We start from the raw sequence: 14,872 nt of genomic DNA, 5'->3' as shown, positions 1-14,872 counted from the left end.
ATTAATCAACAGAAATAATTCACTATTTCTACAATATTTTTATCCAAATAAAAAGGTAATTGAGAATAAAATCTATCCCTCAATTACCATTTCTATATTAGATAATTTTTTTAGTGCCTCTTAACCATGCAGAAATAATGAATATGATTAATACTAACCCAACATAGCCCATCACTGCATATAGTTTAGCTACTAGCGTTGTAAACCCTACAAGACTTGCTAGAAAACCGAGACCACCTATAAATATAACTGCAATCCTAAAGCTTGCTCTACTAGGTTCGAAAAACCTTACCATAAAGGAATATAGCATCCCTACTGCGGTATTATAAATCATTCCCAAAAGAGAAATAGTCATTAATACTCCAACAATCGGATGAATTTCATTCGCTAACGCTAGCATCGGAATGTCTAATCCAACAATGATATTCATCTTTGCTAAAAGGGAGAAATTCACAAGTAAGATTAAAGCACCTAACAAAATCCCACCAATTATACCACCCATGCCAGCTACCTTATGATTGCGTATGGATCCACACATAACAGTCAGTAAAGAGAAGCTTACCCCTACATTGAACGACATGTACAATAAAGCCGTTACCCACCAACTTTTCTCACTTATTTGAGCCTGTTGAGCAATAACAGCTTGCTCTGCAAAGGTAAAATCCATCGTTGCAATAGCATAGATAGCGATGATGGAGACAACGGTTAGTAGATAGGGGGTTGCTAGTGCAATGATATTAATGATGCTTTTCACATCCATCATGACAGTGGCTACTGTAAGCAAGATCATACAAATACTCCCTAGCCAAATAGGCAGTCCAAACATTTGCTGAAATGTTGCACCAGCGCCAGCAAACATGATGACAGCTACACCAAATAAAAAGAGTGATAGCACTAAATCCAAGACAAAGCCCATAGTATTCCCTGAAATTTGATAAATCAAATCCTTATGGGACGATGTGCGAAGCTTAGAGCTCACTTGAGCAACACACATTCCAACAATTGAGAAACCAACCATAGCTAACAATGCTCCATATATTCCTTTAAAGCCATAGCTTGTAAAATAAAGGACAATTTCCTGCCCTGATGCAAATCCTGCTCCAACGATAATCCCCACATAGGCACCACCGATTTGCAAGCTTTTTTTCAATCAGTTCTCTCCTCGTTTTCCTTATACTAAATGATCGACTAAGTACTGCCTTATTGATAGATTTCTTTGCTAATTGTTAATTTATCAATCACAGCCATATTAGGCTTAAAACCAATACCTATCGACTGGGGTACCTCAATATAGCCATCTTTGACTTTTACTTCAGGATCAATGATATCCTCGTACCAATAATGACTAGAACCTGCTGTATCGCCAGGTAAAATAAATTGGCTAAGAGACGTTAAGGCAACATTATGTGCTCGTCCAATTCCAGCCTCTAACATACCACCACACCAAACTGGAATATGGTTTGCTTTACATAGGTCATGTATTCGTATTGCTTCCGTTAAACCACCTACTCGTCCAATCTTGATGTTTATGACACCACAGCTTCCAAGTTCAATTGCTCGTCTGGCATCCTCATATGATGTGATGCTTTCATCTAAGCAAATAGGCGTTTTTAACTTTTTCTGCAATGCTGCATGATCGACAATATCATCAGTAGCTAATGGTTGTTCGATCATTAATAAATTAAAATCATCAAGCTGCTGTAGTATTTCTATATCCTCTAATGTATAAGCAGAGTTTGCATCAACCATCAAGGGTAAATTTGGAAATTCCGCACGAATTGCCTGTACTATCTCTACATCCTCTCCAGGCTTTATCTTAATCTTCACCCTTTTGTAGCCTTTTTCAATATGACCTTTTATTAATGCTATTAACTGAGCAATAGAGGGTTGGATACCCACACTGACTCCTACTTCAATACGTTGTTTTTGACCACCTAACGCCTGTGCAAGTGATTGCTTTGTTTGCTGAGCATAGATATCCCATACAGCACCCTCAATTGAAGCTTTCGCCATGCAGTTTCGCCGAATAGGTGCAAATAATGAGGTTACCTCATCTGGATGCCCAATCTTTTTATGTAACAAGATGGGTATCAAAAAATCTTGTAGCATATGCCATGTTGTCTTTAATGTTTCTTCCGTATACCATGGTGCTACAAAAGCAACAGTTTCTCCCCAACCCGTCGTCCCTGATTCATCTTTTGCTTCTATCAGAAACATTTCCTTTTCATCAACTGTGCCAAAACTCGTAGTAAATGGTGCTTTCATAGGCATTTTTAAATGCCTTAATGTAATCTTTTCTAATCTCACATTGTTCACTCCTTATCATTATTATAAAGCTAATAAGGAGCGTCTGACTAACAGATAGCTATGAACATATTCTGGATGTTTCTTCATGCGTACGATGGCATAATCTTGGTTAAATAATGTTGTTAAGATTGTGCGAATTTTATAACGCCAGTCCTCTGCAAGTTTTGGACTTTCCACTTTCATTTTCTGTAGAGATTGAGGGATCGGTAAAAGATAGGCATCTTTATAAAAGGATTGATTTAACTGAAATGTATTTTCTACATCTAGAACTGGTAATCCGTCTACTGTTAATGTCCAAGGTACAATTTCCTGTGCTACTTCTTCTAACTCATCAAGGCTATCTGCCATTTGATCACGCTCGATCCACCATTCAACGACAAGTCTATCTGAAGGTAATCCTTCATTAAAGTCATCTCGAAGTGGACCATAATAATCATTTTCATATTGATAACTAGTGGCGTTCAGTTTTAGAAATGCTAGATTCGCTAAACGCGCCTCTAATGGGTCAATTAACCAGCGGACAAGTTGAAAACCATGCTCTTTTGCATATTCTTGTTGGGCATGCTTCAATAATTCACCCACACCTTGTTCACGATATGCTTTTTCTACACCAATCATGTGCGAATGTAAGTACATTTCTCTATTCCGATAGCCAACGAAGCAATAGTTAAAGCCAATTAGCTTTTCATCTAAATACGCTCCTAATACGATTCCCCCATTTTGTACAGCAGCTAGTAATTGATGGGAGGGGATTGCTTGACTGCCCCATATTTCAGCATTTAATTTTTGGATCTCTGCAATTTCTTTCGGTGTCGTTACTTTGTGAATTCGCACTTGCTCTAACATTACGCTGACGCCTCCTTTTTATGCCCTGACTCCAAAGCTAATAAAACTGCTCTTGTAAGTATCTCCACTCCCGTGACAAGTCTTGCTTGTTTAAATTTCATTTTCGGATGATGCAAGCCTGGTGTTAATCCACAACCCAAGCCCAGCATGGTTGTTTTTAAATGCGGCCGTTGTACAGCATAATGGTGAAAATCCTCTCCTCCAGGTGTATGAACAGGCTTTCTTAAATTTGATAATCCAGCAGCCTGTATAATTGCCTGCTCCATTAAATATTGAGCACTTGTATCAACTTCAGCAGCTACGATATTGGCCACCGTACGTAATTCAATTTGTACTTTATGCAACAATTTAGAGGAATCGATCACACGCTTTACGCCTTGTGCTAAATCGTCCATCACCTTGTTTTGTTGTGCACGAATATCAATCGTAAATGAGGCATTACCTGGGATAATATTGCCCGAATCTCCCCCAGCATGGAATTTCGTCATCTTTACAGATACAGGAACCATAGGATCTGTATGAATGGTTCGCAAATCTTCGATGATTGTTGCACCTACTTCAATGGCATTAATACCTAGGTGCGGTCTTGCAGCATGAGCATCCTCTCCGATAATTTCGCCTTCAAGTAAACGAGAGGCACCATGATATAAGGCTGCACAATAAGTGCCGTCCTCTAGCTCATGAACAGGTCTTACATGGACACCAAATAAATAATCTAAGTCATCAATAACACCTTCTTCTAATACAGATAACGCTCCAGTTCCTTTTTCTTCAGCAGGTTGGAAAATAACGCGGATTGTACCATTAATAGATTGCTGTAGTTCTTTTAAAAGTAATAGTGTACCAATGGCCATCGTCATATGACCGTCATGTCCACATGAATGATTCGCACGGAAATGACCATCTACTTCTTGCCATAAGGCATCTATGTCTGTTCTTAGTCCTACTTTTGGTTTACCTTTGCCTACATCAACATATAATCCTGTGGAATTTTTAAATCGTTTAGGGGAAAAGCCTTCCTGCGTTAATAGCTCCACTATATAATTGGTGGTTTCTACTTCATGCCAGCTGATTTCTGGATTTGCATGTAAATACGTAAAAATCTCCATTAATCTTGGCCTCAAATAATCTAACTCTTCCTTCATAGATTCCAACCCCTTAAATTTTCATATTATTAAAATTATTATAACGAAAATGATAATTTTCTACATAGAAACTTATACCCACATTCAACAAAATAACTACTTACGATAATATATTTCGCTCTCAGCCTCTTAGATAGACTTTTATTTAGATACAAAAAAAGATGCAAGTACAGTTTTTTTAATAACTGTACTTGCATCTTTCATTTAATTAATACCCTTCATCGCTTTTGAAATAATTGGTGAAAGCACCAATATAATAATCCCGACTACAATAGATAAGGTACCTAAGAAACCAAAGTATGTGAATTCGCTTACAACTTCATAGACCTTAACTAATTGCGCATTAATTGCTTGTGCTGCTGCACTTGTTAAAAACCATAAAGACATCGTTTGCGCTGCGAATGCCTGTGGTGCCAATTTCGTTGTGGCAGATAGACCAACTGGTGATAATAATAACTCACCAACAACCACTAAGAAGAATGACAATACTAACCATAAAGGACTCACTAATGTATCTCCACCAGACAGGTGTGCTGGAATCATCATCACTAAGAACGATAGACCCGCAAAGAACAATGCATATGAGAACTTACGTGGTGTTGTTGGCTGCTTGTCTCCCCATTTAAGCCATAGCATCGCAAATAATGGTGCCATTGTAATAACAAATAATGGGTTCAATGACTGGAACCAAGAAGATTGAAGCTGAATACCACCAAAACTTAGCTGTGTACGCTCATCTGCATAAGTCGCTAAAATAGTTGCTCCTTGTTCTTGAATAGCCCAGAACATTACAGCTGATAAAAATAAAGGAATATAAGCAAGTAGACGAGACTTTTCATCCTTTGTTGTTTTTTTACTGCGATACATATAAATAAAGAATGCAGTTGGAATTAATACACCTAGAGCTGTGATGATTAAACTAAATACATTCATTGTTAAAGTACCAGTTTTAATACCGATAGCACCCAAGATGATAATAAGTAAAGCTGCAACTCCGAATTGCGTAAAGACTTTTTTACGTTCTTCAGGCTTTAATGGGTTGTTTACTTGTAAGCCCGCTAAGCCTAAATATTTTTTCTCTGTTAATTTATAAACAATTAAACCAATAAACATACCTAGACCCGCTAAACCAAAGCCAAGGTGGAAGCTATATTTTTGTCCAATTGTTCCGACAATAAAAGGTGCAATAAATGCTCCCATATTAATACCCATATAGAAAATAGAAAAACCTGCATCACGACGGCTATCTGTTTCAGCATAAATGTCCCCAACAATACTTGAAACGTTCGGTTTTAATAAACCAGTACCCATAACGATAAATGCCATGGAAGCAAATAACATGCTCACACCACCAGGCAATGCTAGCAGTAAATGACCAATCATAATTAACACGCCACCATAAAAAATGGTTTTTCGTGTTCCTAAAACTCGGTCGGCAATCCATCCACCTATAATTCCAGACATATAAACAAGTGAGCCGTAGATGGCCATAATAGAGTTTGCTGTTCCGCGGTCTAGACCTAAGCCCCCGTCATGTAATTCGTAATACATAAAGAAGATAAGAATTGCTCGCATACCATAGTACGAGAAACGTTCCCAAAATTCTGTGAAAAACAAAGTAAAGAGCCCTTTAGGGTGTCCAACAAAACCATTTTGTGGGACAGATTTTACAACTTCATCTTTACTAGACATACAATACCCTCTCCCAATAAAAAATTATTCTACAAAAACACAACTACCCTAATATAAGGATAAAAAAACTTTGTTTCATCATACTAAAGCGTTTTATAAACTTTAGCAAGAGTTTTAAAAAATGTTGAAAATTTGTCATTTTTCTATAAATTCTGATTGATTATTAGATAAATTATTAAATCCTTTGATATATCTAAGTTTTCTCACACTTTATACCTAAAAGATTTTTAAATTTACAATGAATTATTCTAAAATATTTAAAATTCAGATTCCTTACTTTACTTGAAAATTAATACAATTTCTTGAGTACACGTTTTACCTTTGTTCTAGATTCTACTATTCCCTCTAATCACAAAAAGCATGCCAAAAATCTTTTGGCATGCTTTGGGAAGTACATTTTTTAATTAATTACATAGTGCTGATACTTTGCGTAATCTGCTGCTTTTACTTCAAGAGACAATAATGTCCCACCCTCTTCATAGGCTGTATTAAAAACAGAGGCATTCTCATTTAAATAAGAAACAACGTTCCCATGATCATAAGGTATTAACATTTCACACGTTACGTAATGCGAGAAGATGTGTTGACGAATTAGCTGTACTAATTCTTCTAAACCAACCCCCTGCTTTGCTGAAATCCAAATATTATCTCCACTTACCACAGGATATGGAACATCTGCTATATCTGCTTTATTGTATACATAGATTGTAGGAATGTCCTCAACACCAACTGCTTTAAGTGTTTCGTTCGTTACATCCATCATAAATCCGTGCTCTGTATTCGAAACATCCACCACATGCAGTAAAAGATCCGCATCTCGCGCCTCTTCCAAAGTGGAACGAAATGCCTTCACTAAATGGTGAGGTAATTTACTAACAAAGCCTACAGTGTCTGTCAGTAAAAAGGTCTTCTTATCAGGTAGTTCAATCTGACGAACAGAAGTTTCAAGGGTAGCAAAAAGCATATCCTTCTCAAAGACTTGTTTGTGCTCTTCTTGTCCTATTTGTGTAAGCAGTTGATTCATAATCGTTGATTTCCCAGCATTTGTATAGCCTACAATCGATACAACCGGAAGAGCGTTTTTACGACGCTGTTTACGCTGCGTTTCTCTCTGTTCCTTAACGTGCTCTAGATCCTTTTTAATTTTAGCAATTTGATCTTCAATTTTTCGTCGATCCAATTCCAGCTTTGTCTCACCAGCACCACGGTTTTTAAAGCCTCCCCCAGTACCTCCACCCTGACGGCTTAAAGAGGCATGCAAACCCACTAAACGAGGTAGCATATATTGAAGCTGTGCTAATTCCACCTGCATTTGGGCTTCACGTGTTTTTGCGCGCCTTCCAAAAATATCTAAAATAAGCATTGTTCGATCAATGACCTTCGTTGCTAAATCACGTTCCAAATTACGGATTTGCGAAGGAGACAGTTCATCATTAAAAATCACGAGGTTTGCTTGTGCTTCTTCATAAAAACTTTTGATTTCTTCTATTTTACCTGTACCCACATAATGGGAAGGTGTCACACGTTCCAAATTTTGCGTGACAGTCCCAACCACTTCTACATGCAAGGCCTCAGCTAAATTTTGTAACTCTTCCATAGAATAGTCAAAGTGCTCATCATTTCGTAAATTCACGCCAACTAGTATGGCCTTTTCAATTAATACATCAACTTCCTTAATTCTATCCATTAGAAACCTCCCACCAAAGCTTGGTGTCGCTACGACAAATTTTCTTCATCTTACCATAATATACCCTTTTTCGTATTTGAAGATCATCGTTAACTTTCCTAAAAAATGCGCCTCATGTAAAGGCGCATCTCAACTATTTTCTTTCTTCTTTTAGCAGGGCTTCTGAGCGTGTGAACTCTTCTTCAATTTCTTTATTTGGTTTATATGTCAGTATACTGACAACAACCGCAACAATTAAACAAACAATGAAGCCAGGAACAATTTCGTACAACGTACTTGATAAAGCATCTACTTTACCCCAAATAAACGCAGTTGCAGCCCCTGTTACCATTCCGCTAAGTGCTCCGTAGTTTGTTAGCTTTCTCCAATATAAAGAAAGTAAAATAACAGGTCCGAAGGCTGCACCGAATCCTGCCCAAGCAAAGCCAACTAAGCTTAAGATAGAACTATCTGGATTCCACGCTAGGATTGCTGCAATAATTGCAACAACTAATACAGCCATACGCCCAACAAAAACGTAATGCTTATCGTCTGCTGTTTTATTAAATAATGCTTTATAAATATCCTCTACAAGTGCTGAAGAAGTTACGATTAATTGAGAAGAAATTGTACTCATAACAGCTGCTAAAATAGCCGCCAGCATAATACCTGCTATAAATGGATGGAATAAAATCTGACCAAGTACAATAAATACTGTTTCAGCGTCTTTTAGCTCACCAGCATTTTGCTGATAATAGGCTACACCAACCAAGGCAGTTCCAATAGCTCCAAATAAGCTTAACATCATCCAGCCAATACCAATGCGTCGTGCTTGCTTCGTTTCTTTAACGGAACTAATCGCCATAAAGCGGACGATAATATGAGGCTGTCCAAAATAGCCTAATCCCCAAGCAACTGAAGAAATGATCCCTGCTGCTGTCGCAGTGGCTGGTAATAAATTTAGAAGATCTGGATCAACAGATTTAATAGATGAAATGGTTTCACCTATACCACCTGTTACAAATAAACCAAATAGCGGTACCATAATAAGTGCTAAAAACATAATAAGACCTTGTAAGAAGTCTGTATAACTTACCGCTAAAAATCCGCCAAAAAGAGTGTATGCTACAACTACAGCTGACACAATTAATAAGCCTGTATGGTATTCATAACCAAATGAACTATCGAAAAACTTGCCCCCTGCTACCATTCCTGACGATACATAAAATGTAAAGAATATGAGGATGATGATACCTGAAGCAATTCTAATAAGCTTCGTATGATCACGTAATCGATTATCCAAATAACTTGGAATAGTAATGGAATCATTTGTAACCTGTGTATATACCCGTAAACGTGGTGCCACAAGTAGCCAGTTTAGGTAAGCTCCTATTGTTAATCCAATTGCAATCCAAGCCTCCACAAGACCTGATAAAAATATCGCACCTGGTAAGCCCATTAGGAGCCAGCCAGACATATCCGCAGCACCCGCACTTAGCGCAGTAACCGCTGGACCTAAGGAACGACCGCCAAGCATATAATCTGTTAAATTAGATGTTTTAACAAATGCATACCAGCCAATTGCTAGCATGGCGATCATATAAATAACAATCGCTAATAATTGATACATGTTATCCGACATATTTTCTCCTCCTTATTAATCCTTAGTATCACCAATTTAAAAAGAATTACTGTATTTAAGATACCACGAATATACAATTCCACCTATAAATACTCGGAATTTTTATTAAATTTATTCCGAATACCAAAGATGCCATTGTCTTTTATAAAATGTGTTAAACTAGTGCCATCTATAACACAATAAAGTAGGCGAAAATGTATGACATTTGAAGAAATGAAAGCTCTGCTCACTGAGCAAATTTTGCAACAAAAGCTTGTGACAGCTACAATCAGTCAACCACGTATGAAATCAAATGAAATAAAACGTATAAAATTAAAACCATTAATGTTAAAAAATCAGTACCATATACAAATTGAATACCAATATGAACGGATTTTAAAACATGAAAATATTCTATTGGCTCATTTACCTTCCAAGCTTGACGCGTTTTTTGAGGAGTATCGTCAAGCTCATATTGATTTCGTAGATGAAACGGTACAAGTACAATTATCAAAAAAGAACAAAGTCCTTTGGAAATCAGATAAAACAGCTTCACCTAAACAAGTCCATCTAAGCCATAATCGTAAAAAAAATTATTTACTATCTGATGATCAACCCTATCCATTTTTAATTCGACTGGGGGTACAAACAGAAGAAGGAAAGGTTAAGAAACAAAAGTATGATAAATTTAAACAGATTAACCGCTTCATTGAATTTATAGATGATGCCTTAACCTATTTACCTCAGGATCGACAGGTGAGGATTTTAGATTTTGGTTCAGGAAAATCCTACTTAACCTTTGCTTTGTATCATTATTTAAAAATTGAAAAAGGCTTAGACATTCGTGTTACTGGTTTAGATTTAAAAAAAGAGGTTATTGAAGAGTGCTCAAGAATAGCACAGGATCTAGGCTATGATCAGCTAGAATTTCTTGTAGGAGATATCAATGATTATAATGATGAAAGTGCTGTGGATATGGTGGTGACACTCCATGCATGTGATGTAGCGACAGATATGGCCTTGGCTCGTGCTGTGAAATGGGGAGCAAGTGTCATTCTAAGTGTGCCTTGCTGTCAGCATGAGTTAAATCGTCAACTAAATACAACTGCTCTCGATATTATGTTGCAACATGGACTTGTTCGAGAGCGATTTGCGGCACTTGCTACAGATGCTATTCGAGCTGAAATTTTATCGCTTGTTGGCTATGAGGCACAGCTTTTAGAGTTTATCGATATGGAGAATACACCTAAAAACATATTAATTCGAGCCTATCAAACAGGTAAAAAACCAAATGAAGAGCAACGTGCCAGCTATGATGCCTTCTTAAAATTATTGAATGCAACACCATTTTTAGCGAATGAGTTAAAAGAGTATTTATAACATACAGATGTACTTCAATCCAAATAAAAGGCGATCCAATGTTGATTGGACCGCCTTTTTTATTATAACTCTTGTCGTAAAGCTTGAATAACGTCGATTTTTGTTGCTTTACGTGCTGGGCGATAACCTGAAATCATCGCTACACCAACACTAATGGCTGCTGCAATAATGACTAGTTGCCATGGAATAAGAGAAAATGTTATATCATTTGTTGCAAAAGCTTCCTCCCCTGTTGCCGCCTTAAGAATTAATGGTAATGCTGCATTAGCCGCAAAGCTAATAGCATACGAGATGACAACCGCAATTAGCGTACCAAAAATACCGATAAATGTGCTTTCCATTAAAAATAACCGTTGTATAAGCTTCGGACTTGCCCCAATTGCCTTTAATACACCAATTTCACGTGTTCGCTCTGTGACAGCCATTGTCATTGTATTAAAAATACCAATGGAAGCAATCAACACAGCAATTGTACCAACAAAGATTAAGCCAATTTTTAAGACAAGGAAAAATACATTCATTTGATCTAGTTGCTCTGTTACTGAATATACGCTATAGCCCTTATCTTTTAACTTCTCTAAAATCGGCTTTACGTTTTCTAATGTATCCGCATAAATATTAAATTCAGAGTAAAACAGCTCATCCTCTGCCATGTTACTGTCTGTAGATAAATTTTCAACCCATACTGCTTTTTGCTCTTTGTCCATATGAATAGCGTTATCAACCATCCAATCATAAGAAGGTTTCTCCATTACGCCAACAATTGTATAGCTCATTTTTTGCTTTTCATCATTTGTACCCGTGTGAGGAACTAAGGACAGATCTATGTTCTTTCCAATCAATGATTCTTTATAGCCCTCTTCACTACCATCATAATACGTACCCTCAGCTTCAGCCTTTTTACTTTTTTCCGCAATGACATCACGTTCTCTTTCATTCAATAATGTTTGAGCAAAATGATACCCTACAACAATTTCATTAGATTTCGTTGGATAACGCCCTTTTGCAAGCTTTCCATTTACCTGTTCAAAGTCCTGCATATCTGACAATATTAAATTAGAAGTAGTATCACGATCTTCAAAAAATGATTGTGCGGTAGCATTGACACTAATTGTTTCAAGCACCGTTTCTACATGTTCCATTTTTTTAATTTCTTGTACTTGTTCTTCAGTTAATTGCTTATCGCCATATACTTGAATTTTTGTAACTGTTTCGTTTGAAAGAATTTCATTACGTAAAGATTCCTGTAAACCAAAACCAACGGATGCTAGCACGATTAAAAAGGCACAGCCCATCGTTGCAGCTAGTATCGTCATAAACACACGCAGCTTATTTTTCTTGATATGCTGTGTTACAAAATCTAATTGATCCTTAAATAACATGTTAAGCTTCCTCCTTTACAAGTTCTCCATCGTACATGCGGAAGCGTCTATGTGCGATAGTAGCTACTTCTTCATCGTGCGTGATAATGACAAAAGTTAGCCCTAATTCACGATTTAAACTTTGAATAAGCAATAAGATATCCTGCTCGGTTTCTGAATCGAGACTCCCTGTTGGCTCATCAGCAAGTAATATAGGAGGATTCGTAATAAGGGCTCGTGCAATGCTGACACGCTGTTGCTGTCCACCTGACAATTCATTGGGATAATGGTCTGCTACTTCTGTCAAACCAACCTTGTCCATTAATTTCTTCACTTTTTCTTTGCGCATAGCCTTACGCAAACCCTGTAGCTTTAAAGGTAATTCGATATTTTCAAAAGCAGTTAAACCAGGCATCAATTGAAAGTTTTGAAAAATAAAACCGAATTGACGTAAACGGAAGGCAGCACTTTCTGTTTCAGTTAGATGTGCTGTTTCCTTTCCATTTACTTTAATAGAGCCCTGTTCAGCCTTCATAAAACCAGCTAGAACTTGTAATAAGGTCGATTTTCCTGAGCCACTTTTACCTACAATGGCAACAATTTCTCCTTTATGGACCTCGAAGTTCACACCTTTCAATACCGGCACTTGCTTTTCCTTCCCTCGTTTTCCAATTAAAAATGTATGTTGTAAGTTTTCAACCTGAATCATTAGTTAATAAACGCTCCTTTCCTATTCATTTTCCATTGTAGTAAACAATTCTTAATAAAGAGGGAGGATAAAAATGAAGATATTCTTAAGAATAAGAAGTACTCTTCTGGTTATCAAATGAATTTACAATACCTTTACAATTCGAATGCGCTATTTTTATTACCTTCTATTATCTTTCGTGTCTTAATCTGTACTAATAAGTCACCATTACAGAAGAATAGCCATTTATAACAAGGTTTTATCTGTACTCATAAAAATAAATACAGCTGGATTACCTTATATTTTGTGAACGAATTGTATATTACAGCAATGTAAATTTTCATGTCGATTAGTAAATTTTTATGTAGATAAATTAAAGATTTTGTTATGATAGTAAAGTTTAGAGGTCGATTAATTTATTTATATCCAGGAGGATTCGATTCACATGCTTAACTCAAAAAAACAAGACCCTTTCTTTATTGCATTGCATAAAATTGCTGAAAATATGAGAGAGGCTGTACATTACGCAAATGATTTTCGTATTAACAGTGTAGCTGACCTAAAAGAGATTAGCATTACAATGAAAAATTATGAAACTGCTGGTGATAAGCTTATTCATGAACTGATTGTCATGTTAAACAAATCATTCATGACACCTATTGAACGTGAGGATATTTTAGAGCTCGCCATTCGTATGGATGATGTTTTAGATGGAACAGAACACTGTATTGCACACTTTGAAATGTTTTCGCTCACTGAGATTGATGAATCTATGCGCATTTTCTTAGGGTTTATTTCAAAAAGTGCTGATGAAATAGTCAAAGCGACAGAAGAGTTAAAGAAAAAGAATCTAATTGGCATGCGTCCACACGCAATTCTTATTAAAGACTATGAACGTGAATGTGATGAGGTACAACGTACTTCTATTAAGAAGTTATTTTTAAATGAAAAAGATCCAATCCGCCTCATTAAATTTAAGGATATTTATGAACAACTTGAAGATATCGCTGATCATTGTCAAAACGTAGCAAATACTATGGAAACAATTATCATGCGTAACGCATAATTAGGAGATGGGCACTTTACAATGAACACAATCATTATATTAACCGTACTGGTCGTCATCTTTGCCCTAACATTTGACTTTATCAATGGCTTCCATGATACAGCAAATGCTATTGCAACTTCGGTTTCTACTAGAGCATTGCCGCCACGCACGGCAATCATTATGGCGGCAACTATGAACTTTATTGGTGCTATCACCTTTGTAGGGGTTGCAAAAGCTCTAACAAAAGATATTGTAGATCCTTTTGCATTAAATGCTTTTGAAGGAGACACAACTGGCTCAGTCGTTATTTTAGCTGCATTAATTTCAGCTATAATTTGGAATTTATTGACATGGTATTTCGGTATTCCGTCAAGTTCTTCACACACATTGATTGGGTCTATTGCCGGTGCTGCAATCGCATCCGCTGGTTTTAATGTGTTAAACTATGGCGGCTTTACTAAAATCATCATGGCTTTAGTGTTTTCACCTTTACTTGCTATTTGTGCAGGCTTTATTATGATGACTCTTTTTAAATTATGGTTTAAAAATTTAAATTTATATAGGACGAATAAAGGTTTCCGTACAATGCAAATTTTTACTGCTGCCATCCAATCGTTCACCCATGGTACAAATGATGCGCAAAAAGCGATGGGGATTATGACGATGGCGTTAATCGCTGGTGGTTTGCACACTGGAGATGAAATACCTTTCTGGGTGCGTGCTGCTGCAGCTACAGCAATGGGGCTAGGTACGTCAATTGGTGGTTATAAAATCATTAAAACGGTTGGCGGTAAGATTATGAAAATCCGCCCTGTTAATGGTGTTGCGGCAGATTTAGCATCTGCTACTGTTATTTTTGGCGCTACGCTAATCCACTTACCAGTTTCAACAACACATGTCATTTCTTCCTCCATTATGGGTGTCGGTTCAGCACAGCGTGTGCGTGGTGTAAACTGGGGTATGGCTCGAAAGATTGTTACTACTTGGGTGATTACAATGCCAATTTCTGCCGTTATGGCATCTGTTATTTATTTCATATTATCATTATTCTTTTAATAGTAAGACTCCTGTCCAAAAAGTGGATGGGAGTCTTTACTTTGTCACACGACAAAATGTGA

General features: G+C 36.9%; 12 protein-coding genes. 3 read left to right on the top strand and 9 right to left on the bottom strand.

Going from position 1 to position 14,872, the window contains the following annotated elements; translation table 11 throughout:
- Positions 1-97: 97 nt before the first annotated feature.
- The 7 genes from C7B89_RS03195 to putP all read right to left on the bottom strand — a co-directional run bounded on the left by C7B89_RS03195 (position 98) and on the right by putP (position 9,298).
- Positions 98-1,150, bottom strand: coding sequence for a YkvI family membrane protein (locus C7B89_RS03195; RefSeq protein ID WP_054549616.1), 1,053 nt, complete (start codon positions 1,148-1,150; stop codon positions 98-100).
- A gap of 50 nt (positions 1,151-1,200) precedes the next feature.
- Complete coding sequence (gene menC, locus C7B89_RS03190; RefSeq protein ID WP_115673151.1) at positions 1,201-2,307, bottom strand: o-succinylbenzoate synthase; 1,107 nt, start codon at positions 2,305-2,307, stop codon at positions 1,201-1,203.
- A 21-nt stretch (positions 2,308-2,328) separates the two neighbouring features.
- A complete protein-coding gene (locus tag C7B89_RS03185; protein WP_048394192.1) occupies positions 2,329-3,153 on the bottom strand; it encodes a GNAT family N-acetyltransferase in 825 nt (274 codons plus the stop codon).
- Positions 3,153-4,298 (bottom strand): M20 peptidase aminoacylase family protein, encoded by a 1,146-nt coding sequence (locus C7B89_RS03180; RefSeq protein ID WP_115673150.1) that lies wholly within the window; start codon positions 4,296-4,298, stop codon positions 3,153-3,155. The genes C7B89_RS03185 and C7B89_RS03180 overlap by 1 nt, the downstream gene beginning before the upstream one ends.
- A 204-nt stretch (positions 4,299-4,502) precedes the next feature.
- On the bottom strand, positions 4,503-5,990 hold the full coding sequence (locus C7B89_RS03175) for a peptide MFS transporter (RefSeq protein WP_048394189.1): 1,488 nt from the start codon (positions 5,988-5,990) through the stop codon (positions 4,503-4,505).
- A gap of 400 nt (positions 5,991-6,390) precedes the next feature.
- Positions 6,391-7,677, bottom strand: coding sequence for a GTPase HflX (gene hflX, locus C7B89_RS03170; RefSeq protein WP_048394188.1), 1,287 nt, complete (start codon positions 7,675-7,677; stop codon positions 6,391-6,393).
- A gap of 133 nt (positions 7,678-7,810) precedes the next feature.
- The gene (gene putP, locus C7B89_RS03165; RefSeq protein WP_048394185.1) at positions 7,811-9,298 is read right to left on the bottom strand and encodes a sodium/proline symporter PutP; all 1,488 of its coding nucleotides are present in this window, start codon (positions 9,296-9,298) and stop codon (positions 7,811-7,813) included.
- A gap of 198 nt (positions 9,299-9,496) precedes the next feature.
- Here putP and C7B89_RS03160 point away from each other — a divergent pair, with 198 nt between their 5' ends.
- Positions 9,497-10,657: a class I SAM-dependent methyltransferase gene (locus C7B89_RS03160; RefSeq protein ID WP_115673149.1), complete on the top strand. Its 1,161-nt coding sequence runs from the start codon at positions 9,497-9,499 to the stop codon at positions 10,655-10,657.
- Between the two features lie 62 nt (positions 10,658-10,719).
- On the opposite strand, the gene C7B89_RS03155 is transcribed toward C7B89_RS03160, so the two are convergent.
- Together C7B89_RS03155 and C7B89_RS03150 are read right to left on the bottom strand one after the other, a co-directional pair.
- Positions 10,720-12,039, bottom strand: a complete 1,320-nt coding sequence (locus tag C7B89_RS03155; protein WP_115673148.1) for an ABC transporter permease — start codon at positions 12,037-12,039, stop codon at positions 10,720-10,722.
- Position 12,040: 1 nt separating this feature from the next.
- Positions 12,041-12,727 carry an ABC transporter ATP-binding protein gene (locus C7B89_RS03150; protein ID WP_048394180.1) on the bottom strand — a complete coding sequence of 229 codons (687 nt, stop codon included), beginning with the start codon at positions 12,725-12,727 and terminating at the stop codon, positions 12,041-12,043.
- 424 nt (positions 12,728-13,151) lie between these two features.
- Here C7B89_RS03150 and C7B89_RS03145 point away from each other — a divergent pair, with 424 nt between their 5' ends.
- Positions 13,152-13,772 (top strand): DUF47 domain-containing protein, encoded by a 621-nt coding sequence (locus C7B89_RS03145; protein ID WP_004231927.1) that lies wholly within the window; start codon positions 13,152-13,154, stop codon positions 13,770-13,772.
- Positions 13,773-13,793: 21 nt separating this feature from the next.
- Positions 13,794-14,810 (top strand): inorganic phosphate transporter, encoded by a 1,017-nt coding sequence (locus tag C7B89_RS03140; protein WP_004231925.1) that lies wholly within the window; start codon positions 13,794-13,796, stop codon positions 14,808-14,810.
- The last annotated feature ends 62 nt before the right edge of the window (positions 14,811-14,872 follow it).

Source organism: Lysinibacillus capsici (genome assembly GCF_003367505.1).
Classification (GTDB): Bacteria; Bacillota; Bacilli; order Bacillales_A; family Planococcaceae; genus Lysinibacillus; species Lysinibacillus capsici.
This window is presented reverse-complemented; position numbering and strand designations above follow the sequence as displayed.

What these genes read in the sequence shown, in the direction of transcription:
- C7B89_RS03185 (WP_048394192.1), bottom strand. Translation starts at nt 3,153, where the DNA reads ATGTTAGAGCAAGTGCGAATTCACAAAGTAACGACACCGAAAGAAATT.
- C7B89_RS03180 (WP_115673150.1), bottom strand. Translation starts at nt 4,298, where the DNA reads ATGAAGGAAGAGTTAGATTATTTGAGGCCAAGATTAATGGAGATTTTT.
- C7B89_RS03175 (WP_048394189.1), bottom strand. Translation starts at nt 5,990, where the DNA reads ATGTCTAGTAAAGATGAAGTTGTAAAATCTGTCCCACAAAATGGTTTT.
- hflX (WP_048394188.1), bottom strand. Translation starts at nt 7,677, where the DNA reads ATGGATAGAATTAAGGAAGTTGATGTATTAATTGAAAAGGCCATACTA.
- putP (WP_048394185.1), bottom strand. Translation starts at nt 9,298, where the DNA reads ATGTCGGATAACATGTATCAATTATTAGCGATTGTTATTTATATGATC.
- C7B89_RS03160 (WP_115673149.1), top strand. Translation starts at nt 9,497, where the DNA reads ATGACATTTGAAGAAATGAAAGCTCTGCTCACTGAGCAAATTTTGCAA.
- C7B89_RS03155 (WP_115673148.1), bottom strand. Translation starts at nt 12,039, where the DNA reads ATGTTATTTAAGGATCAATTAGATTTTGTAACACAGCATATCAAGAAA.
- C7B89_RS03150 (WP_048394180.1), bottom strand. Translation starts at nt 12,727, where the DNA reads ATGATTCAGGTTGAAAACTTACAACATACATTTTTAATTGGAAAACGA.
- C7B89_RS03145 (WP_004231927.1), top strand. Translation starts at nt 13,152, where the DNA reads ATGCTTAACTCAAAAAAACAAGACCCTTTCTTTATTGCATTGCATAAA.
- C7B89_RS03140 (WP_004231925.1), top strand. Translation starts at nt 13,794, where the DNA reads ATGAACACAATCATTATATTAACCGTACTGGTCGTCATCTTTGCCCTA.